Annotated in this window: 19 protein-coding genes; 7 read left to right on the top strand and 12 right to left on the bottom strand. The window is 70.8% G+C overall.

What is annotated here, in order from left to right; genetic code table 11:
* Window positions 1-24: 24 nt before the first annotated feature.
* The 5 genes from valS to BMY89_RS09845 all read right to left on the bottom strand — a co-directional run bounded on the left by valS (window position 25) and on the right by BMY89_RS09845 (window position 8,568).
* Window positions 25-2,592, bottom strand: a complete 2,568-nt coding sequence (valS, locus tag BMY89_RS09865) for a valine--tRNA ligase (RefSeq protein WP_092378324.1) — start codon at window positions 2,590-2,592, stop codon at window positions 25-27.
* Window positions 2,593-2,647: 55 nt separating this feature from the next.
* Window positions 2,648-4,552, bottom strand: a complete 1,905-nt coding sequence (locus BMY89_RS09860; RefSeq protein WP_170147623.1) for an ABC transporter ATP-binding protein — start codon at window positions 4,550-4,552, stop codon at window positions 2,648-2,650.
* Complete coding sequence (locus BMY89_RS09855; RefSeq protein WP_092378321.1) at window positions 4,549-6,381, bottom strand: ABC transporter ATP-binding protein; 1,833 nt, start codon at window positions 6,379-6,381, stop codon at window positions 4,549-4,551. Before BMY89_RS09855 ends, BMY89_RS09860 begins: the two co-directional genes overlap by 4 nt.
* Window positions 6,382-6,509: 128 nt before the next feature.
* On the bottom strand, window positions 6,510-7,043 hold the full coding sequence (locus BMY89_RS09850) for a methylated-DNA--[protein]-cysteine S-methyltransferase (RefSeq protein WP_092378318.1): 534 nt from the start codon (window positions 7,041-7,043) through the stop codon (window positions 6,510-6,512).
* A 19-nt stretch (window positions 7,044-7,062) separates the two neighbouring features.
* A complete protein-coding gene (locus tag BMY89_RS09845) occupies window positions 7,063-8,568 on the bottom strand; it encodes a DNA-3-methyladenine glycosylase 2 family protein (protein WP_092379231.1) in 1,506 nt (501 codons plus the stop codon).
* Between the two features lie 199 nt (window positions 8,569-8,767).
* Here BMY89_RS09845 and BMY89_RS09840 point away from each other — a divergent pair, with 199 nt between their 5' ends.
* The 4 genes from BMY89_RS09840 (at window position 8,768) to BMY89_RS09825 (ending at window position 12,194) form a co-directional block, all read left to right on the top strand.
* Window positions 8,768-9,256: a hypothetical protein gene (locus BMY89_RS09840; RefSeq protein WP_092378315.1), complete on the top strand. Its 489-nt coding sequence runs from the start codon at window positions 8,768-8,770 to the stop codon at window positions 9,254-9,256.
* A gap of 183 nt (window positions 9,257-9,439) precedes the next feature.
* Entirely contained in the window at window positions 9,440-10,423 is a 984-nt protein-coding gene (locus tag BMY89_RS09835; protein WP_092378312.1) for a carbohydrate-binding protein, read from the top strand.
* Between the two features lie 60 nt (window positions 10,424-10,483).
* Window positions 10,484-11,569 (top strand): redox-regulated ATPase YchF, encoded by a 1,086-nt coding sequence (gene ychF / locus BMY89_RS09830; protein WP_092378309.1) that lies wholly within the window; start codon window positions 10,484-10,486, stop codon window positions 11,567-11,569.
* 208 nt (window positions 11,570-11,777) lie between these two features.
* Entirely contained in the window at window positions 11,778-12,194 is a 417-nt protein-coding gene (locus BMY89_RS09825) for a DUF1801 domain-containing protein (RefSeq protein WP_092378306.1), read from the top strand.
* Between the two features lie 42 nt (window positions 12,195-12,236).
* Here BMY89_RS09825 and BMY89_RS09820 read toward each other — a convergent pair whose 3' ends face one another.
* Together BMY89_RS09820 and BMY89_RS09815 are read right to left on the bottom strand one after the other, a co-directional pair.
* The gene (locus BMY89_RS09820) at window positions 12,237-12,959 is read right to left on the bottom strand and encodes a SanA/YdcF family protein (RefSeq protein WP_092378305.1); all 723 of its coding nucleotides are present in this window, start codon (window positions 12,957-12,959) and stop codon (window positions 12,237-12,239) included.
* Between the two features lie 141 nt (window positions 12,960-13,100).
* Window positions 13,101-13,832, bottom strand: coding sequence for a class I SAM-dependent methyltransferase (locus BMY89_RS09815; RefSeq protein WP_092378302.1), 732 nt, complete (start codon window positions 13,830-13,832; stop codon window positions 13,101-13,103).
* Window positions 13,833-14,128: 296 nt separating this feature from the next.
* Between BMY89_RS09815 and BMY89_RS09810 the strand changes: the two genes are divergently transcribed.
* Window positions 14,129-15,043, top strand: a complete 915-nt coding sequence (locus tag BMY89_RS09810; protein WP_170147622.1) for a hypothetical protein — start codon at window positions 14,129-14,131, stop codon at window positions 15,041-15,043.
* 11 nt (window positions 15,044-15,054) lie between these two features.
* Window positions 15,055-15,822, top strand: a complete 768-nt coding sequence (locus BMY89_RS09805; protein ID WP_092378297.1) for a hypothetical protein — start codon at window positions 15,055-15,057, stop codon at window positions 15,820-15,822.
* A gap of 378 nt (window positions 15,823-16,200) precedes the next feature.
* Here the strand turns inward: BMY89_RS09805 and BMY89_RS09800 are convergent, their stop codons facing one another.
* The 3 genes from BMY89_RS09800 to BMY89_RS09790 all read right to left on the bottom strand — a co-directional run bounded on the left by BMY89_RS09800 (window position 16,201) and on the right by BMY89_RS09790 (window position 17,852).
* Window positions 16,201-16,971, bottom strand: a complete 771-nt coding sequence (locus tag BMY89_RS09800) for an Ig-like domain-containing protein (protein WP_092378295.1) — start codon at window positions 16,969-16,971, stop codon at window positions 16,201-16,203.
* A 97-nt stretch (window positions 16,972-17,068) separates the two neighbouring features.
* A complete protein-coding gene (locus BMY89_RS09795) occupies window positions 17,069-17,431 on the bottom strand; it encodes a PH domain-containing protein (RefSeq protein WP_092378292.1) in 363 nt (120 codons plus the stop codon).
* A gap of 115 nt (window positions 17,432-17,546) precedes the next feature.
* The gene (locus BMY89_RS09790; protein ID WP_092378289.1) at window positions 17,547-17,852 is read right to left on the bottom strand and encodes a 4a-hydroxytetrahydrobiopterin dehydratase; all 306 of its coding nucleotides are present in this window, start codon (window positions 17,850-17,852) and stop codon (window positions 17,547-17,549) included.
* Window positions 17,853-18,036: 184 nt separating this feature from the next.
* Here BMY89_RS09790 and BMY89_RS09785 point away from each other — a divergent pair, with 184 nt between their 5' ends.
* Window positions 18,037-18,483, top strand: coding sequence for a (deoxy)nucleoside triphosphate pyrophosphohydrolase (locus tag BMY89_RS09785; RefSeq protein WP_092378286.1), 447 nt, complete (start codon window positions 18,037-18,039; stop codon window positions 18,481-18,483).
* 117 nt (window positions 18,484-18,600) lie between these two features.
* Here BMY89_RS09785 and BMY89_RS09780 read toward each other — a convergent pair whose 3' ends face one another.
* Together BMY89_RS09780 and BMY89_RS09775 are read right to left on the bottom strand one after the other, a co-directional pair.
* Entirely contained in the window at window positions 18,601-19,704 is a 1,104-nt protein-coding gene (locus BMY89_RS09780) for a succinate dehydrogenase/fumarate reductase iron-sulfur subunit (protein WP_092378283.1), read from the bottom strand.
* Window positions 19,705-19,707: 3 nt separating this feature from the next.
* On the bottom strand, window positions 19,708-21,669 hold the full coding sequence (locus tag BMY89_RS09775; RefSeq protein WP_092378280.1) for a fumarate reductase/succinate dehydrogenase flavoprotein subunit: 1,962 nt from the start codon (window positions 21,667-21,669) through the stop codon (window positions 19,708-19,710).
* Between the last annotated feature and the right edge of the window lie 6 nt (window positions 21,670-21,675).

The following is a 21,675-nucleotide window of genomic DNA, read 5'->3' as shown; positions in this document are numbered from 1 at the left end:
GGGGGCCCTTCCTTACCGGCAGGGCTAGAAGGCGCAGGCGATGACGAGGGTGGGAGTGCGGTCGGGGAGCAGGTCGAGCTTGCCGATGTGGCCCGCCGCCCGCAGGTCGTCGACGACCAGGGTGAGCTGGTCGAGCAGGGCGGCCGGGCCGAGCGCCTCGGCCAGCGGGACCTCTGCCTTCATCGACAGTTTCCGCTCGGACTTGGCCCGCCGGACCTGCCCCAACGCGTCGGAGGCCAGCCGCAGCAGCTCCGGGTCGCCGGCACCACCCTGGATGGCTCGGTCGACCTCGTACGTGGTGGGCCACGGCGACCGGTGCACCGAGCCGTACCGCCACCAGGACCAGACCTGTTCGGTCGCGTACGGCAGCACCGGGGCGAGCAGCCGCAGCTGCACCGAGAGCGCGTTGGCCAGCGCCGCACGGGCCGAATCGCCCCCGGTACCGGTGCCGTAGGCGCGCTCTTTCACCAGCTCGATGTAGTCGTCGCAGAACCTCCAGAAGAACGACTCGGTGGCCTGCAACGCTGCCGTGTGGTCGTACGCCTCGAATGCGGCGGTCGCCTGCGCGACCACGGAGGACAGCTCGGCGAGCATGGCCCGGTCCAGCGGCTCGGTCGCCGCAGCGCGCAGCGCGTCGGCGGCGCCCAGCCCGAGCGCGAACTTCGACGCGTTGAGCAGCTTGGTGGCGAGCCTCCGGCCGATCTTGATCTGGGCCGGATCGAAGGCGAGGTCGGTGCCGGGCCGGCCACTGGCCGCCCAGTAGCGCACCGCGTCGGAGCCATGCTGCTCCAGCAGGGCCATCGGGGTGACCACGTTGCCCTTGGACTTCGACATCTTCTTGCGGTCCGGGTCGAGGATCCACCCGGACAGCTCGGCCGTCCGCCAGGGCAGCGTGCCGTGCTCCAGGTGCGCCCGCACCACGGTGGCGAACAGCCAGGTCCGGATGATGTCGTGGCCCTGCGGGCGCAGGTCCATCGGGAAGACCCGCCGGAACAGGTCCGGGTCGCGTTCCCAGCCGCCGACGATCTGCGGGGTCAGCGACGAGGTGGCCCAGGTGTCGAGCACGTCCGGGTCGCCGACGAAACCGCCCGGCGCGCCGCGCTGTGACTCGTCGTACCCGGGCGGGGCGTCCTCGGACGGGTCGACCGGCAGCGATGCCTCGTCCGGCGTGAGAGGGTTGGACCAGTCCGGCTCGCCATCGTCGTCGAGCCGGTACCACACCGGCACCGGCACCCCGAAGAAGCGCTGCCGGCTGACCAGCCAGTCGCCGGTCAGGCCGCCCACCCAGTGCTCGTAACGGTGCCGCATGTGCTCCGGCACCCAGCGCAGCTCCCGCCCCCGGGCCAGCAACTCCGCCCGCAGTTGGGCGTCCCGGCCGCCGTTGCGCAGGTACCACTGCCGGGTCGAGACGATCTCCAGGGGCCGGTCGCCGCGCTCGTAGAACTTCACCGGGTGGCTGATCGGGCGCGGTTCGCCGACGAGATCACCGTCGTCGGCCAGCAACTCCACGACGCTGCGCCGGGCGCCGTTCACACTCTGCCCGGCCAGCGCCGCGTACGGTCGCGCGGGCACCCCGGCCGGCGGCTCCGGCAACAGTCGACCGTCCCGCCCGATCACCACCCGGGTGTCCAGGGCCAACTCCCGCCACCAGGTCACGTCGGTGAGGTCGCCGAAGGTACAGACCATCGCGATGCCGGTGCCCTTGGCCGGGTCCGCCAGCGGGTGCGCGCGCACCGGCACCTCGACGCCGAAGACGGGCGTACGCACAGCCGTGCCGACCAGTTCGGCGTACCGCTCGTCGTCGGGGTGGCAGACCAGCGCGACGCAGGCCGGCAGCAGCTCCGGCCGGGTGGTGTCGATCAGCACCTCCCGCCCGCCGGGGGAGTGGAACCGCAACCGGTGGTACGCGCCGGGCCGCTCCCGGTCCTCCAGCTCGGCCTGGGCCACCGCGGTGGCGAAACCGACGTCCCACAGCGTCGGCGCCTCGGCCTGGTACGCCTCACCCCGGGCCAGGTTGCGCAGGAACGCCCGCTGGGAGGTGGCCCGGGCCACCGGGCCGATGGTGGTGTACATCAGCGACCAGTCCACGGACAGCCCCAGCCGACGCCACAGCGCCTCGAAGACCTGCTCGTCGGAGTCGGTGAGTCGCTCGCACAGCTCGATGAAGTTGCGCCGGGAGATCGGCGTCGGGTCCTTGCGGGCGGCGTCGTCCACCGGAGCCTGCGGCGCCTGCCAGTCCGGGTCGTACGGCAGGGACACCTCGCAGCGCACCCCGTAGACGTTCTGCACCCGACGCTCGGTGGGCAGGCCGTTGTCGTCCCAGCCGATCGGGTAGAAGACCGTCCGGCCGCGCATCCGCTGGAACCGGGCGACCAGGTCGGTGTGCGTGTACGAGAAGACGTGCCCCATGTGCAGCTCGCCCGATACGGTCGGCGGCGGGGTGTCGATCGCGTATACGTCCGACCGCTCCTTGCTCCGGTCGAACGCGTACGTGCCGTCCTCCTGCCAGCGGCGCGACCAGGTCTCCTCGAGCCCGTCCAAACTCGGACGCTCGGGGACGCCGGTGCGGGCCGTCCTCGCCGTATCAGTCATCCGTCGATGGTAGGCATCCCCTGCCGTGCGGGCATGCCATTAGCCAAGGGGCGGATCAGAGCAGCGAGTCGCGCCACTGGCGGTGCAGGGCCGCGTACCGGCCGCCGTCGGCGATCAGCTCGGCCGGCGGGCCGTCCTCGACGATCCGGCCGTCGTCGAGGACGAGGACCCGGTCGACGGTCTCCACCGTGGAGAGCCGGTGCGCGATCACCACCGCGGTCCGGTCCCGCAGGATGGTGCTGAGCGCGTGCTGCACCAGGCGCTCGGTCGGCACGTCCAACGACGAGGTGGCCTCGTCGAGGATCAGCACCGCCGGGTCGGCCAGGAAGGCCCGGGCGAAGGCGACGAGCTGCCGCTGACCGGCGGAGAGTCGCCCGCCGCGGCGGTGCACCTCGGTGGCGTACCCGTCGGGCAGCGCCGCGATGAAGTCGTGCGCGCCGATCGCCCGGGCGGCGGCCTCGACGGCGGCGTCGTCCGCGTCCGGGCGACCGAACCGGATGTTCTCCGCCACGGTGCCGCCGAACAGGTGGGTCTCCTGGGTCACCAGCACCACCGTCCGGCGCAGTTCGGCGTCGGCCACCTGACGCAGGTCCACACCGTCGAGGGTGACCGTGCCGGTGGCCGGGTCGTGAAACCGGGCCAGCAGCTTGGCGACGGTGGACTTGCCGGCGCCGGTCGGCCCGATCAGCGCCACGGTCTGTCCGGCGGGGATGGTGAGGTCGAGCCCGGTCAGGATCGGCGCGTCCGGGCGGTACCCGAACGACACCGCCTGGAAGTGGACCGCGCCGCGTCCGGGGCGGCGGGGCAGCGGTACCGGGCGAACGGGTTCGGCGACCGCGGGCCGCTCGTCGAGCACCCCGGCGAGCTTCTCCAACGCCGCCGTCGCCGACTGCAACGAGTTGTAGAACTGGCTCAGCTCCTGCATCGGCTCGAAGAACCGGCGCAGGTAGAGCAGGAAGGCCGCGAGCACGCCGACGGCGGTCTCGCCGCCCAGCACCCGGGCGCCGCCATAGCAGAGCACCCCCGCCACGGTGACGTTGCCGATCAGCTTGATGCTCGGCGAGTACGTCGCGATCAGGCGGAACGCCTGCCGGCTGGACCGGCGGTAGTCGTCGTTGACGGAGTCGAAGATCCGCTGGTTGCGTGGCTCGCGGCGGTACGCCTGCACGGCCCGGATGCCCCGCATCGACTCGACGAAGTGGACGATGACCAGGGCCATGGCCTCCCGGGTGTGGCGGTACGCGGCGGCCGACGCACGGGCGAACCAGCGGGACAGCCAGAACAGCAACGGGAAGGCGAGCAGGGTCACCGCGGCCAGCGGCAGGTCGAGCCAGAGCAGGATGGCGGCCACCGAGACGATCGTCAGGGCGGCCATCACCAGCGACTCCACACCCCCGTCGACCAGTTCGGCGATCGAGTCGATGTCACTGGTCAACCGCGAGATCATCCGACCCGAGGTGTACCGCTCGTGGAAGGCCACCGGCAGGCGCAGGAAGTGCGCGTACACCCGCTGGCGCAGGTCGAGCAGGACGGCCTGGCCGACCCGGGCGGAGAGGGTGAGGAAACCGCGCCGGGCCGCGTACTCGATCCCGGTCGCCGCGGCGAACGACACGGCGACGGCGGCCAGCGGGCCGGACCGACCCTCCCGCAGCGGCTCGATCGCCCGGTCGATGCCGAGCATGACCAGGTACGGCCCGGACATGGCCGCGGCGTTCTGGGTCAGCAGCAGCGCGACCGCCGCGCCCAGTCGGCCCCGGTGCGGGCGCAGCACCTCGGCCAGCAGCGTCCGGCTGCGGGCACGCAGCCGGGCCACCGCCGCCGGATCGGTGTCCTCGGCGTGGCTTCGATCGGCGTGCGGATCCGGTGCGATCCCGCGCCACCAGGCCGGATCGGTTTCCGGTAGGCGCGAGCCACGCGGCCGATCGGCTCCGCTCGCCGGCCGGCGTCCTCGGGCGTTCACGAGCGCACCAGCGGCGGCCCGCCGGGTGGGCTGCGGGGAGGTGGCGGCGTGGCCGGCTCGGCGGAGAGCACCGCACGGTACGCGGGCACGGTGGCCAGCAACTCGGTGTGCGGGCCGACGGCCGTGAACCGGCCCTGCTCCAGCAGCGCCACCCGGTCGGCGAGCGCGATGGTGGAGGGCCGGTGCACCACCAGCAGCGCGGTGGTGTTGCGCAGCACCCGCTTCAACGCCGACTCCACCAGCGCCTCGGTGTGTACGTCGAGCGCGGAGAGCGGATCGTCGAGGACCAGCACGGCCGGGCGTACCAGCACCGCCCGAGCCAGCGCCAGCCGCTGCCGCTGCCCGCCGGAGAGCGACAGGCCCTGCTCGCCGAGCCGGGTACGCAACCCCCAGGGCAGGTCGTACGCGAACTCGGCCTGGGCCAGTGCGAGGGCGGCCCGCACCTCGTCCTCCCCGGCGTCGGGCCGACCGAGGGTGAGGTTCTCCCACACCGACATCGAGAAGAGCGTCGGCTCCTCGAAGGCCATCCCGACCAGCCGGCGCAGCGAGGCCAGCCGCAGGTCACGAAGGTCGTGCCCGTCCAGGGTGATCCGGCCCGTCCCGACGTCGTGCAGCCGGGGCACCAGGGACAGCAGGGTGCTCTTGCCGCTGCCGGTGGCGCCGACCACCGCCAGGGTCTCGCCTGGTTCGACGGTCAGGTCGATGCCGCGCAGCACCGGGGCGGGGCTGCCCGGGTAGCGGAAGCCGACCGCTTCGAAGCGGAGCCGGCCGTGCACCGTCGAGCGGGCCAGCGCGACGGCGCCGGGTGCGTCGACGATGGCTGGTGGGGTGTCCAGCACCTCCTGGATCCGGTCGGCGGCGGTGGCCGCCTCCTGCCCGTTGGCGATGATCCAACCGAGCGCCTGTACCGGCCAGATCAGCATCAGCTGGAGGCTGACGAAGGCGACGAGCTGCCCGACGGTGAGCCGTCCGGCGGCGACCGCCGCGGCACCGGCCACCAGCACGATGCTCAGGGTCAGGTTGGGCACCAGGTCGAGCAGCGCGGCAGTACGGGCCAGTAGTCGCCCCTTGCCGACCCCGGTGTCGTGCAACGCCTCCGTGCCGGCGGTGAACCGGGCGGTCAGTTGCGGTCCCCGCCCGTACGCCTTCATCGTGCGTAGGCCCTGCGCGGTCTCCTCGACCAGCGTGGCCACGTCGCCCTGCTGGTCCTGCATCCGTCTGGACGCGGTGTGGTAGTGCCGGCCGAAGCGGCGGGCGATCACGAACAGCGGCACCGCGCTGACTCCCACCAGCAGGCCCAGCGCGGGGTGCAGGCGGATCAGCAGCACCACCACGACGAGGTAGGTGACCACGTTGAGGATCAGGAAGAACAGTCCGAAGGAGAGGAAGCGGCGCAGCACCGACAGGTCGCTGGTGATCCGGGACAGCAGCTGGCCGGACGGCCACCGGTCGTGGAAGCTGGGCGGCAGCTGTTGCAGGTGGGCGTAGACGTCGGCTCGGATGGCCGCCTCCATCGTCACCGAGGACGACGACTGGACCCACCGACGAATGAAGATGAGCGAGGCTTCGGCCAGGCCGAGCAGCAGGGCGAGCGCACCAAGCTGGTACAGCCCGGTCAGGTCGCGCCGGGCGACCGGACCGTCGACCACCTGCTGCGCCACTAGGGGTACGGCGATGCCCGCCCCGGTGGCGGCGAGCCCGGCCAGCATCAGCCAACTGAACTCGACCGTGTGCGGGCGCAGGTATCGGCGCAGCCGCCAGAGGTTGCGCAGCGGACGCCGACGGACCTCGCCCCGGTCGGTCGGGCCGCCGTCGCTCCCCGCAGCCACTACCCGACGGTAGCGGCAAACGGGAGTCGGGCCGCTGTCGGCTTGTTGTCAGCAGTACGGGGACCGTACCCTGCGGTCGTGGCCAGCGGCCCCCGGTGAGGTGCCCAGCGCGGTGTCTGAAACACGGGCTAGGCGCGTCGCTCGTGGTCGAGGAGCCAGCGCTTCACCGGCAGCCCCCAGCGATAGCCGCCGAGCGTCCCGTCGGTGCGCAGCGCCCGGTGGCAGGGGACGAAGAGGGCAGCGGCGTTACGGGCGCAGGCCGCTGCGGCTGCCCGTACCGCGGCAGGGCGGCCGGCCAGAGCGGCGTACCCGGTGTAGGTGATCGGGTCGCCCGGCTTCACCTCGCGCAGCACCTGCCAGGCGTGGGACATGAACGCCCCAGCGGTGTGCTGCTCGACCGGGACGTCGTCGATCGCCGCGAGGTCGCCGCCGAGGTAGGCGGTCACGGCGGTGGTGATCGGGCCGAGATCCGGCCGCTGCCGTGGCTCGCCGAGCGCCGGTCGCCGGCCCTCTTCGCCGCGCAGGCTGGGGTGCACCAGCGGTAGCAGGCTCGCCGGGTCGGCGGTGAAGCCGGCGGCCCGCACCGCGCCGTCCGGGCCGGCGAGGATGGCGAGCGGCCCGACGGGGGTGTCGATGACCGTGCTGTCGATCGTGCTGCTCATGCTGCTCTCCCAGTCGGGCTCATGCCGCTCTCCAGAGGTGGATCACCGCGTAGGAGCGCCAGGGGCTCCAGCGGGTGGCGTACGCGTCGAGGGTTTTCGGATCGTCGGGCAGGTTGAGGGCGGTGGCGCCCCGGCGCACCGCGAGGTCGGTCGCGAGGAACACGTCCGGGTCGCCGAGCGCACGCATCGCCAGGTAGCCCGCCGTCCAACCGCCGATGCCCGGGATCGCGGTCAGTTGCCGCGCCGTCTCCGCCCGGTCCCCGCCCGGCTCCAGGTCGAGCCGGCCGTCGACAACGGCCCGCGCCACCGCCCGGATCGTCTCCCGCCGCCCCACCGGCATTCGAAACCCGGCATCCGCCACCCCCAGCAGCTCCTCCGCCGTGACGAACCCCCGCAGCGCCCCTTCCCCCGCCGAGCCGGGTTGATCAAGAGGTTTGCGTCGCGCGGAACCGCTCTCCGCGACCAAATCCTCTTGATCAACGTCGCTGGGGGTGGGGACGGTGGCGAGCAGATGGGTGAGGGTGGTGCGAGCGGAGGTCAGGGAGACCTGCTGGGTGGCGATGGCGCGGACGGCCATCTCGAAGCCGTCCACCGCCCGGGGAACGCGTACCCCCGGCGCGGCGGCCACGGCCGGTGCCAGCGCCGGATCGGCGGCGAGTGTCTGGTCGACGGCCACCGGATCCGCGTCGAGGTCGAACAGGCGTCGGCAGCGGGCCACGGCGGGGGCCAGGTCCCGCAGGTCGGTCAGGCGCAGCGTCGCGGCCACGTGCCCTGCCGCAGGAGTCAGCGTCGCCTCGCCAGTGCCGTGCGGCAACCGCAGGCCCCGGCGGTACGACCCGTCGCGTACCTCGTCCACCCCCGGCAGGGTGCGTCGGGCCAGGAAGTCCAGCAGCGCGGCGGCGTGCAGCGGCGGCCGGTACGCCAACCGCAGCGTGACCGTGCCCGCGCCGCCGACCAGGGGGCCCCGGCCGGCGGTACGCAGCTGTGACGGCGGCGCTCCGTAGACCTCCCGGACGGTGTCGTTGAACTGCCGGACGCTGCCGAAACCGGCGGCGAACGCGATCTCGGCCAGGCCCAGTCCGGTGGTCTCGATCAGGATGCGGGCGGTCTGGGCGCGCTGAGCGCGGGCCAACGCCAGCGGCCCGGCGCCGAGCTCCGCCCGCAGCATCCGGTGCAGGTGCCGCTCGGTGTAACCGAGCCGGGCGGCCAGCCCGGGCACCCCGTCGCGGTCGACCACCCCGTCGGCGATCATCCGCATCGCCCGGCCCACCACGTCGGCGCGGACGTCCCACTGCGGTGACCCGGGGGAGGCGTCCGGGCGGCAACGGCGGCAGGCCCGCAGGCCGGCGCGTTGCGCCGCGGCCGACGACGGGAAGAAACGCACGTTCTGCCGCTTCGGCGTCATCGCCGGGCAGGACGGCCGGCAGTAGATCCCGGTTGAGGTCACCCCGGTGAAGAACCAGCCGTCGAACCGCTGGTCGCGGCTGTCGACGGCCCGGTAACACCGCTCGAAGTCCAGTTCCACACCACCGATCATGCGCCCGCCTCCGACAACCCGGCTGGCGGAATTCGGACCTGAGCTTAAGGAGGGGCCCCCTGTTAACGCCTGCGGTAGAGGAAGGGCCCCCTATTAACACCCGGTCGACGGTCGGCGGGGCGGTGCCGGGCGAAAGTGTCGGTTGTGGTCGGTAGCGTGCGGCCACCAACTGAAGAAGGGGCGCGGCATGGCGAGCGTGGTGGGTCGGGCGGCGGCGTCGAGCCAGGGGGGCGCCCCACTGGACGAGGTCGTGGTCCAACGCTTCTACGAGCGGATGCGCGCGGTCGCTCCCGCGGCGCTCGGCGCCATCGAGCGGGACCGCGCCGGCGACCCGGGCCGCGCATTCGGCGACACCGCCTGCGGCCGGTTGGTGCGCTCGCTGGACCACGACGGCGTACGGGCGCTGGGCATGTGGGTGCACCACTGGTGCATGCGCTTCTACGACGACGACACCCGGGCCGCGCTGCGGCTGCTCCGGGAGATCGCCGGCCGGGCGGCGCTGGGCTGGACGGCCGACGAGATCCACTGGATGCTCCGCGAGTCGGAGCACGCCGGTCCGACAGCCGGCGCCCGGTTCACGCTGCCACTTGCCGCGGCCGGTGAGCTGGCGCCGGTCTCGCCGCCGTGGGCGGGAACCGTGCTGCCGCGCCAGCCGGGTCCAGTCGAGCGGGACTGAGCCGCGCCGGTCCACAGCCTGGCGCGAATCCCGTTCCTGGTCACTTGAAGGGCGTTCTCAGGTGGCGCCCGCTGAGCTCACATTGATCGATAGTCGCCTTTGTGACGCATCTCCTCACCAGAGCGCTGCACCTTCTACGGTTCACTCGTCAACGTTCTTCGTGTCTTCTCTCGGAGTCAATTCATGACCACCTCCTGGGCGGTCGACGCGGTCGCCGCGCACCTCGTTCTCGATCAGGCCGGGCATGGCGAGATCGTCTTCACGGTGTCCAATCCAGCTGACGCAGACGACACCGCAGTGCTGCAACTTGTCACCGACGACGGCGTGCCACGGGCCTGGTTCGCCGTCGACCGACCGCAGCGCAACGTTCCCACCAACAGCACCGTCTCCTACCTCGTGACGGTGAACGTGCCAGCCAATGTGCCCGCCGGCACGTACGAGGTGCGCGCGCTGGTGTCCTCGGCCGGTTCACCCCCCGAGGAGAGTTCCCGGTTCAGCGGCCGGGTCGCCGTTGAGGTGCGTCGGCCGGTTGCCGGGCCGCGCCGTCGGCGGTGGATCCCGGTCGCGGTCGGGGCGGCGGTTCTCGTGGTCACGCTGGCGACCGTGGCGGTGCTCCTGCTGCGCCCTGACCGCGAGCCGGACGTCGAGCCGACGCCCCCGGTCGCGCCGACGCCGCCGGTCGCCCCGGTCGTGGTGACGTTCGAGATGGAGGAGTTCGTCGCCGACCCGGAGACGGCGGTTACCGTCGGCAGTGTGCCGGCCAGACCGGCGTGTGAAGGGCGTCCCTGCGAGCTGTACGTGACCAAGGACTGCTGCAACTACGGCTATTCAGGTGGCAATGCGTTGGGCTTCTACGCCCGCCCACTGGATTCATTCACCGTCACCGTCACCGTGCCCCAGGACGGCGAGTACGAGCTTTCCGACATTCGACTCCTCGCGCCGCAATCGGGAAGAACGGTGTATCTGATCGCTGACCGTCCGATCGGTGGCGAGTTCGCCGAGTCGTCCTCCCGATCTCGGCTGACCGGCTGGACGTCGCACGGCACCACCCGGCTCACCGCAGGTGCCCACCGGCTGACGATGCGGCATCTCCCGCTCACCCCGGGTGACCTGAACCGGGCCACCACGATGATCGATCAGCTTCGTCTGGTCCGGGTCGGCCCCTGAGCCATCCGCGGCGGGGCTAGCTGCCAGGGCCGGGCGGCGCAGGGCGTAAGCTGGCTCGTCGTGAGTCTCACCATCGGCATCGTCGGCCTGCCCAACGTCGGCAAGAGCACCCTGTTCAACGCGCTGACCAAGAACGACGTGCTCGCCGCGAACTACCCGTTCGCGACCATCGAGCCCAACGTCGGCGTGGTCGGGCTGCCGGACGAGCGGCTGCACGAGCTCGCCGAGATCTTCAGCTCGCAGAAGGTGATCCCCGCTCCGGTGTCGTTCGTCGACATCGCCGGGCTGGTGCGCGGCGCGTCGAAGGGGCAGGGACGGGGCAACGCGTTCCTGGCCAACATCCGCGACGCCTCCGCGATCTGCCAGGTGGTGCGGGCCTTCTCCGACCCGAACGTGGTGCACGTCGACGGCAAGATCTCGCCGGCCGACGACATCGAGACGATCAACACCGAGCTGATCCTCGCCGACCTGCAGACGCTGGACAAGGCGCTGCCCCGGTTGGAGAAGGAGGCCAAGCTCCGCAAGGACCGGGCCGCCGCGGTGGATGCCGCCCGCAAGGCAGTCGCCGTCCTGGACGGCGGTACCACCCTGTACACGGGTGCGGCGGCGGCCGGGGTCGAGCTGGAGCACCTGCGTGAGCTGCACCTGCTCACCACCAAGCCGTTCCTGTACGTCTTCAACGTCGACGAGGCCGAGCTGAACAACGCCGAGTTCCTCGACGAACTGCGGGCGCTGGTCGCTCCGGCGGAGGCGGTCTTCATGGACGCCAAGATCGAATCCGAGCTGGTGGACCTGCCCGACGAGGAGGCCCGCGAGCTGCTGGAGTCGATCGGGCAGTCCGAGCCGGGCCTGAACCAGTTGGTTCGGGTCGGCTTCCGGACGCTCGGCCTGCAGACGTACCTCACCGCCGGACCGAAGGAAGCGCGGGCCTGGACCATCCCGGTCGGCGCCACCGCGCCGGAGGCCGCCGGGGTGATCCACTCAGACTTCCAGCGCGGCTTCATCAAGGCCGAGGTCGTCTCCTACGCCGACCTGGTCGAGGCCGGCTCGATGGCGGCAGCGAAGGCGGCGGGCAAGGTCCGCATCGAAGGCAAGGAGTACGTCATGAAGGACGGCGACGTGGTGGAGTTCCGCTTCAACGTCTGAGTGGCCGGCCGTCCGACCGCACCCGAAGAAGGCCGACGGTCAGGCCGGGCAGGGCACCGAGGCGGTCCGGGACAGCGGTGCCTCCGCTGACGGACTGCCGGTCGACCGGTACGCGGACGGCGACCGTGGCCGGCGTGGGCGGCGCGCTGCTGCTTCTCGGCGCAGGCGCCTCGGCCGTGCGGATCACGGGAGCGCCTACGATGCGGGAATGACAGCGCCTACCGGCCAGCCGGTCGAGGAGTTCCTCGCCGCCGTGCCGAACGAAAGCCGGCGGGCCGACGCCCAACGACTCATTGCGCTGATGCGTGAGGTCACCGGGGAGGAACCGGTGATGTGGGGGCCGAGCATCATCGGCTTCGGCCGCTACCACTACCGGTACGACAGCGGCCGCGAGGGCGACAGCGCCCTCGCCGGCTTCTCGCCGCGCAAGCAGCACCTCGTGGTCTACCTCGTCGGCGGGTTCGAAGACCGGTACGCGTCGGCGCTCGCGCGGCTCGGGCCGCACAAGACCGGCAAGGGCTGCCTCTATCTGAAGAGCCTCGACCGCGTCGATCTGGCCGTCCTGCGCGAACTAGTGGACCGCTCGGCGCGGGTGCACAAGGGCGTCGACCGCGCTAGCTCCTGACCACGGTCGGGACTGGGGGCACCGCGATTGCTGCGCGGTCGGTCAGCTGGCGCGCAGGGCGTCTTCGATGCCGGTTTCGCGTCGGCCGAGGTGCGCCGGGTCGCGGCCGGAGAGGACGTCCAACGCGGCCTTCAGCCCGGCGCCGTACTCCCGGGTGGAGCTGATCCGCCAGGTGCGGTGGCTCAGTTCCCGGGCCGTCTCGTCGCCGACGCCGTTGGCGTCGACACCGAGGTGCCGGCAGACCGTGACGGCGCGGGCCAGGTGAAACGCCTGGGTCACCACCGTGGCCCGGTCCACGCCGAAGATCCGCTTTGCCCGGGCGCACGAGTCGTACGTGTCGAAGCCGGCGTAGTCCAGCACCACCTTGTCGGCGGGTACGCCCCGGTCGACCAGCCAGCGCTGCATCGCCTCCGGCTCGTTGTACTCGTGGCGCATGTTGTCGCCGGAGACCAGGATCGCCTGGACCTTGCCGGTGGCGTACAGCTCGCGGGCGATCTCCAGCCGGGCGCTGAGGAACGGCGACGGGGTGCCGTCGGGCTGGACCCGGGTGCCCAGCACCAGGGCGACGGGGGCTTCGGGGACCGTCTGGGCCGTGTACGTCCGCCCTTCGGCACCGGACCGGATCCAACTCACGCTGGCCCAGGCGCCGGCCACCAGCAGCGCGACCCCGATCACGCCGGCCAGTACCGCCCGGCGAAGCCAGCGACCCCGGCCGCCGGCGACGGCCCGGCGAAGTCTGACCGTGAGCGACGTACGGGTCGGCATGTGATCGAGTATCCCAGCCCGAGGCGAGCCCACCAGCCGAGCCCGAGGTCGGCAGGTGCCGGCCGCGCGGGCGCGGTCTGGCCCGGCCGGTGGTGCGGGCACGGCGGTGAGCCGCCGATCCGTGCCCGCACCGTGGCGCGGTCAGCCGAGCCGGTACACGGAGACGTGCGAGGTGCTGTCCGGCCCGAAGGGCGCCCGATCCCAGTCGGCGTACCGCTCGGCGAGGCGGAACCCGGCCCCGCCGGCCATCTCGTCGATCTGGTCGGGCCACATGTACCGCATGGCGAACGGGTGCAGTTGCACCCCCGTACCGTCGAATGTGATGGTCTGCCGGAGGAACGTCTGCGCCTCGCGGTCGTAGCGGTGCAGCCGGATGGTGGCCGACTCCTCGGTCACCTCCCGCATCTGGACCTGCTCGTCCCGGTCGAAGTCCGCCGGATCGGGCACGAACGTCTCGATGACGAACGCGCCCCCGGGCTCCAGCACCCGCGCGACGTTGCGGAAGCAGTCCGCCTGCCGCTCGGCCCGGACCAGGTTGAACAGGGTGTTGAAGACCAGGTACGCCATCCGGTAGGTCCCGGTCACCGGTACGTCCGCCATGTCGCCGATGGCGACCGGGATGTCGCTGCCGCCGGGCTTGGCGTGCAGCTTCGCCACCATCTCCGGCGACGCCTCGACCCCTGCCACGGCGATGCCGCGGGCGGCCAGCGGCAGGGCCACCCGGCCGGTGCCGATGGCGAGTTCCAGCGCCGGGCCGTCCCCGGCCAGGTCGGCGAGGAACTCCACCGCCGTCGTCGGGTCGGGGTTACCGGGCAGGTCGTAACGGTCGGCCCACATCCGGCCGAAGTGTCCCGGGTCGTCGAAGACCGACATCAGCGGCCTCCGTCGGTGCTACCAGCGCCGCGCGGCGCCTTGTCCGATGATTTCCACGTACGCACAGAGCCTCGTTTCGATGAAGTCGCCAACAGGTGTGAGCGGGATGGACCTTGTCGCGTGCCTCATGTCGTCATCCTTTCCGTAGGCTGCCCAGCCAATCGCCCATCGATGGCCGTCGCAACTGATAAAACGGTCAGCCGCCCCGTCTGCTTCGTGACTGTGTCGTGACGTGGAGTTATTGGCGGGCCTAGTGTCGCGGAATGCAACCAAACCCCGGCACGGGCCAGAAAAGCGTGGCACCTCCATCAGCACACCCGGAACTGACCGCGCGCCTCATCCAGCTGTGCACGGCCGATCAGGTGGTCGCTGGTGCCGTGGCGTCGCTCAACGCCGCCCACACGACGTCGCTCTGCGTGGCGCTTCTCGACAGCCCGGATGGCAGCGACTATCTACCGACCGCCAACATGATCGTTCTCTCCACCAAGTACTCCGCGCCGAGCTTCGCCGCCCTCGCCGACAAGTTGATCCTCTATCGGCTGACCACCGGCCTGCACCAGCTCGTTGTGGATCTGAACGACCCGGTCGCGCTCCAGGCGCACAACACGCGACAGGAGCACCTGTGGCGGCTGGCGAATCCGACGCCCGGCCCCGTACCGCCCGGGGTGCGCCGGTTCTACCAGGGCACCAACCGGGAGAACTTCCACCACGGGCCGACCAGCATTTCGGCCGCAGGACTCCAGCCGGCCAAGGCCGGCAGTGGCCTTGGCTGCAAGCGGTGGGAGAAGCACATCGTCGCCTCGGAGTACAAGGACCAGGGCTGGCACACCGTCACGCTCAGCTTCGACGTGGCGCTCTCCTACGCGCGGCAGCACACCGAGTGGGCCATGGGAATGAAGGCGCACGAGCCGGCCCTGCGGGACGTGGCCGATCATGGTGGGCTCGTGCTCTGTTTCGACGTGGTGGAGGCGAGCATCGCCGGCAGCGATCGGTGGCGCCAGGACAAGAGCGGCGACAGCAACAACTTCCAGACCACTGAGACGATCCCGCCGGGCCAGATCCAGGTGGTCGAGCAACTGGCCGTTCCGGGTCCGTTGACGAAGATCGCGCCACCGCCTTCGGTGGCCCGGATTCCGGCGGTGCCGCGGCAGGAAGGTGCAACCCAGGGGCCCGGCGTCAAGCGGCGGGTCTACCCGACAAATACGCCCTGAGGTGGTGCTGGATGCTCCAGGCAACGAAGTTTCCGTTCGCGGGTACGGCGTGGAAGTGGCTGACCGACCCGGACGCGCTTGATGCCAACGAATTGATCGACCCCTTCGACCTAGCCATCTACAAAGTGCTCCCGTCCGTGGACGGGACTGCTGCGCCGACCCTCGACCGGACCGATGAGACGTACGAGCCGGACCACAGCGACGCGAAAGCTTTCCAGGCGATCCACCAGCAGGCGCTCGGCCAGGCCATCGCTGCGTTGCCGCACAACGGTCGGATCGTCGCCGGGAACACCAAGACCGTCTTCCCGGATGCCTCGGCCAAGATGGCTAAGCTCTTTGATTTGGCCATGCCGGTCGCCGCTATCGGGTCGAATGTCACGGCCGGCACCGGAGGCGTCGGCCCGTGCGTTGCCCTCCTGGCCCGCGTCCCGGTCGGCAACCGTCTGAGGGTCGGCTGCATCCATCTCAGCGCCAACGACATGAGTACCCTCAAACTGGCCGCCGATTCGCTCAACCGGCTGCTGACGGAGATGTCCAAAATCAGCCCGGACCCCAACACCGGGCCGGTCGAGCTGTATGCGATCGGTGGCAGCCAGGACAACGGCATCGCGTACGAAGAGTTCAGTCGCGTCATCGCCGCCGCCCAGATCAGGCAGGCCGCCCAACCCGTAGTCCCCGTACACCTCGTCGGTGCCCTGGTGCCGGCCTCCCTCGACGGGCAGTACGTCGACGTCCACATCGGTGCGACCGGCGTCACCTACTCGATCAACCAGCGCTGACCGCAACCCCGTCCGGCGCGGCCCTCAGGCACCCTCGTCCTGACTGCCGCGCCCCCATGATCGACCAAACCCACACCCAATTGCGCGTTCGTTGCGCACCCGTGCACGGCGGAAGATCTTGGCACGAAGTGCCACGGGGATGTCTCTGTGCCAAGATCTCGCGCGCGACCGGGCCAGCAGCCAGCGCTCGCCACCCACCTCATGACGTTGTGGAGGTGGAATGCGGCGGCGTTCACGTGGGCGGCGTGAATGGCCCGGGCCGTCGCCGGGCGGCCTGGAGCCCGGCTGATCGTGGTGGCCCGCCGCCCCGACGTGCCGTCCCTGGCCGACCTGCTCCGGCTCGCCGCTGGGGGACGCCCCTGCGGGGGCTGGGCCTGATCAGCTGACAGTGACCGCCGCAGTGGCGGGCATGCAGCCACCCGTGTCGGCGTTGGCGGTGATCCACGCGACGGAGCCGGTGCTGCCGGGCGCGGCTGACACGGTGATCCGATGTTCTCGGTTGCCCGGCGGCGAGACCCTCGGCGTGACGCTGATTTCGGGGCCACCGCTGACGGTCAACAGTAGGCCGGGTGCGCCGCCGCACGCCGTCACGAACGTCACGGTCGTCGAGCCACCTGCGGGCACCTCCACCCGCGATGGGCAGGCGATCACCATGAGCGCCGGGGGCGGCGGCCCATAACCGAAGGTGACACTCGTCGAGTCGGCGGTGGCGGCCGGGGAGACCGTGACGACATGCGCGAAGGCGGTGTGTCGGGTGCTGCCCTGCAGCGCCGGGTGGCCGGGCGGAACGTCGATCCCGTACGGCTCGTGAGCGTCGCTGCCGACGAGCTGATCATTGATGTAGAACTCGACCCGATCGATGGTCCCGATCTGGGCCTGCGCCACGGCGGTCATCCGGATCGCACACACCGACACGAGCACGGTGCCCTCTGCCGGGCTGGTGAGTGACACCTTCGCCGCTGGACCCGGCGTCTGCCGCTCGCCGGCCCAGGTGCCGATGTGGCTGACGGTGGCCGGTCCGGTAGCGGCGTTGGCTGGTCCGGTGGCCGCGATGGCACCGCCGGCGGCAAGGATAAGGGCGGCACCCGCGCCGACCGCTGCCCGCCGCCAGCCTCGACGTGATTCGTCACGGTGTGACGACAGCGGCATCAGGTGCTCCCTCCGACGTGGCGGGCACCCGCCCACGCAACTTACCCTCGCAACATCGTCACACTGAATCTCATCGATTGATAGAGTTGCCGATCGCTCAGCTGATGTAGTGCAGGATGACGTTGTGCACGTGGTGGCTCTTCTTCTCGCCCCGGAACTCCACCTCGTAGGTGTGGGTGCCGACGTGGATGGCGATGGCGCCGGTGGAGAAGAACGATCCGCCCCAGGACTTGTTGCTGACCACGCTCACGCTGGTGATCTTCGAGTACGGAATGCTGGTGATCGCGTACCGCTTGCCGACGAATGAGCGGTCCTGGATGATCACGCGTCGGTCGGTCAGCCCGATGAACCCGGTGCCGGTGCCGACCGCGTCGTAGACGGCGATGATCTGTTCTCCGTCGAGCAGCCCGCTCTGGATCTGCTGGAACTGCTCCTTGCGGTCATAGGTCGCGTTGGTCATGTACCCAACGGTAGGTGGCCCGCGCCAACGGCAAGATCCGCTCCGGTTCTCCCGGGATGGTGGCGTCGGGGCGCTGAGCGCCGTTCCGGCGGTATGGCGCGGATCAGGTGCGCGGTCAGTCCGCGGTGACGGCGCGGTACGCGTCCTCGATGCGGGCGGCCAGCAGGACCTCGCCCTCAGAGAGCGGCTCGTTGCCGTGCCCGACCCGGATCTGGGTGTGGTCGGCCCGCCGGCTGATCTCCGGGCGTAGCCGCAGCGCGTCGGCGACCACCTTGACCCGCTCGGTCAGCGCCGCGTGCTGGGTGTCGTCGATGACCAAGGTGCGCCGGATCTGCTCGCCCTCGCGCGTCCACCCGTTCAGTAGGGTGAGAGCGTCGCTGAGGTAGTCGTGCTTAGCGCGACCGCCGAACAGCGCACGCATCACCGCACCTCCCAGGCTTCGTTGCCGGCTTGTGGCCAAATCGTCGCCGCCCCGTGTCTTTGTCGGTGCCCCCTAGTCTTACCTCGCACGGATGGTGTGTCCACGCCCACACTTCCGGGTATTCCTGGCCTGACGGCTGACCACGCTACCCAAACCGCCGATTGATCTGGCACCCTGGACGCCCGTGCGGACCGAACGGGCTAACGACGGCGGACAGGCCGTCCAGCGGGATCCGAAAGTCATCGTCGGGGCGGCCATCATCAGGGATGGGCGCGTGCTGGCCTGCGCCCGGTCGGCCCCGCCCGAGGTGGCGGGCATGTGGGAGTTCCCCGGTGGCAAGGTGGAGCCGGGGGAGAGCGAGACGGCGGCACTGGCCCGCGAATGCGTCGAGGAGTTGGCCGTACGCGTGGAGATCGGCGAGCGGGTCGGCCGTAACGTCCGGATGGCGCACGGCCGATCGGTGCTCAAGGTGTACGCGGCCCGCCTGCTGCATGGTGACGAGCCGCAGGCGCTGGAGCACTCCGCGTTGCGTTGGCTCTCGGCGGCAGAGCTGGACACCGTCACCTGGCTCCCCGCCGACGCCCCGATAGTCGCCGCCCTGCGCCCCCTCCTCGCCCCTGACTCTTCTTGACTGCCGCCAACCTCATGATCAAACCGGGAGTCGGCGGGTGGGGTGGGGGATGGGGACGGGGGCCGCGGCGGATGCCGCGGCCCCCGTGTGGTTCGGGTGCAGTGCTGGTTCGGGTGGTCAGTGGTGCTTTTCGTCCTGCTCGGGGTGGGCGAAGTTGAGGTGCTCCGGGGGCAGCGGGAAGGTCACGTCGTCGCCGAAGGGCGAGGGTGCCGCCGCGCGGTCGAAGGTGAGCTCCGTCAGCGGCAGCCTGCCGCTCGCGTCGGTCGCCGGGGCGGTCGGGTGGGGCACCTCTCGATGCCAGTTGACACCCTGCTGGGCCTGCACCTCGGCCTGGGCGTCGTGCGAGCCGCCAGCGTGGGAGTGCACACCGCCCATCGCGGCGGTGGAGCGCACCGCGCCCGGGGAGTGTTCGCTGGTCACGTTGGTCTGAGGCACCTGACCCCTCCGGAAGATCTTGCTACCGAGCCACACGAGTGGATCGTACCTGCGGTCGACGACCCGTTCCTTCATGGGGATGATCCCATTGTCGGTGATCTTGATGTGCTCGGGGCAGACCTCGGTGCAGCACTTGGTGATGTTGCAGAAGCCGAGTCCCTGGTCGGACTGCGCGTACTCCTTGCGGTCGGTCCTGGTGTCCAGCGGGTGCATGTCCAGCTCCGCCGCCCGGATGAAGTACCGGGGGCCGGAGAACGCCGGCTTGTTCTCGTCGTGGTCGCGGATCACGTGGCAGACGTTCTGGCACAGGAAGCACTCGATGCACTTGCGGAACTCCTGCGAGCGCTCCACGTCGACCTGCTGCATCCGGTAGTCGCCGGGGGCCAGGTCGGCCGGGGGAGCGAAGGCCGGCGTCTCGCGGGCCTTCTCGTAGTTGAACGACACGTCGGTGACCAGGTCCCGGATGACCGGGAAGGTGCGCAGCGGGGTCACCGTGACCGTCTCGTTCTCCTCGAACGTCGACATCCGGGTCATGCAGCCGAGCTTGGGCATCCCGTTGATCTCCATCGAACAGGAGCCACACTTGCCCGCCTTGCAGTTCCACCGGCAGGCCAGGTCGGGAGCGTCGGTGGCCTGCAACCGGTGGATCACGTCGAGGACGACCTCGCCCTCGTTGACCTCGACCATGTAGTCCTGGAGTTCGCCGCCGTCGGCGTCGCCCCGCCAGATCCGGAACTGGCGCTTCGCGCCCGGCTTGCCGGGCGCCCCAGACGTTTCAGTACCCATTCCTCAGCGCTCCTTCTCGGCGGCGTCGGTGGCGTCGTCGGTGGCGGCGGCAGCGTCGACGGCGGAGAGGGCGTCGAATTCGGCGAGTTCCTCGTCCGTGAGGTACTTGGCCAGCTCCGCGCGGTCGAACAGGCCGACCAGCTCGGTACGCATCTTCGGCAGCGGCTTGCGGTTCAGCCGCACGGTGTCGCCCTCAAGCGAGCAGACCAGGTTCACCCGCCGCCACTGCGGATCCATCGTGGGAAAGTCCTCGCGGGTGTGGCCGCCGCGCGACTCCCGGCGTTCCAGCGCGGCCTTCGCGGTGCACTCGGAGACGACCAGCATGTTGCGCAGGTCGAGCGCGAGATGCCAGCCCGGGTTGTACCGCCGGCCACCGGTCGCGCTGACCTTCGCCACCCGCTCGCGCAGCTCGGCCAGCCGGACCAGTGACTCCTCCAGCTCGGCCTCCCGCCGGATGATCCCGACCAGATCCCCCATCACCGCCTGGAGATCCTGCTGCAGGGTGTACGGGTTCTCGCCGGTGTCACGCTGCAGAGGAGCAAGGGCGGTCTCCACCGCCGTCTCCACCGCGGCCACCTCCACCTTGGGCCGGGCGGCGAGCTGGTCGACGTAGGTGGCCGCGTGACCGCCCGCCCGCTTGCCGAAGACCAGCAGGTCGGACAGGGAGTTGCCGCCGAGGCGGTTGGAGCCGTGCATGCCGCCGGAGACCTCGCCCGCGGCGAACAGGCCGCGTACCGAGCCGTGCGCGGCGCCGCTGTCCGGCTCGACCTCGATGCCGCCCATCACGTAGTGGCAGGTCGGCCCGACCTCCATCGGCTCCTTTGTGATGTCGACGTCGGCCAGCCCCTTGAACTGGTGGTGCATCGACGGCAGTCGACGGCGGATCTCCTCGGCCGGCAGCCGGGAGGCGATGTCCAGGTAGACGCCGCCGGCGGGCGTACCGCGACCGGCCTTGACCTCACTGTTGATCGCTCGCGCGACCTCGTCGCGGGGCAGCAGCTCCGGCGGGCGCCGGTTGTTGTCCGGGTCGGTGTACCAGCGGTCCGCCTCCTCCGGGGTCTCCGCGTACTGCTTGCGGAAGACGTCGGGGACGTAGTCGAACATGAACCGCTTGCCCTCGGAGTTCTTGAGGATGCCACCGTCACCACGGACCGACTCGGTGACCAGGATGCCCTTGACCGAGACCGGCCAGACCATGCCGGTGGGGTGGAACTGGAGGAACTCCATGTTGATCAGAGTCGCCCCGGCACGCAGCGCCAGCGCGTGGCCGTCCCCGGTGTACTCCCACGAGTTCGAGGTGACCTTGTAGGACCGACCGACGCCACCGGTGGCGAGCACCACGGCGGGCGCCTCGAAGAGGACGAACTCGCCGGACTCCCGGTAGTAGCCGAACGCGCCCGCGACCCGGTCGCCGTCGAGCAGCAGCTCCGTGATGGTGGTCTCGGAGAAGACCTTGATTCGTGCGTCGTACGAGCCGTGCTCGCGCTTGTCCTCCTGCTGCAACGAGACGATCTTCTGCTGGAGGGTGCGGATCAGCTCCAGGCCGGTCCGGTCGCCGACGTGCGCCAGCCGGGGGTACTCGTGGCCGCCGAAGTTGCGCTGTGAGATCTTTCCGTCCTTGGTGCGGTCGAACAGCGCCCCGTAGGTCTCCAGCTCCCAGATCCGCTGCGGCGACTCCTTCGCGTGCAGCTCGGCCATCCGGAAGTTGTTGAGGAACTTGCCGCCGCGCATGGTGTCGCGGAAGTGCACCTGCCAGCTGTCCCGGCTGTTCACATTGCCCATGGCCGCGGCGGCGCCACCCTCGGCCATCACCGTGTGCGCCTTGCCGAACAGCGACTTGGAGATGATGGCCGTCTTCTTGCCGGCGAGCCGTGCCTCGATCGCCGCGCGCAGGCCGGCGCCGCCGGCCCCGATCACGACGACGTCGTAGTGGTGTCGTTCGATGCGAGTGGTTGTGGTCGTCATGTTCAG

The sequence above is a fragment of the Micromonospora phaseoli genome (genome assembly GCF_900109115.1).
Lineage (GTDB): Bacteria > Actinomycetota > Actinomycetes > Mycobacteriales > Micromonosporaceae > Micromonospora > Micromonospora phaseoli.
Note: the sequence above shows the minus strand (reverse complement) of the source record. Positions and strands in the feature narration are given on the sequence as shown.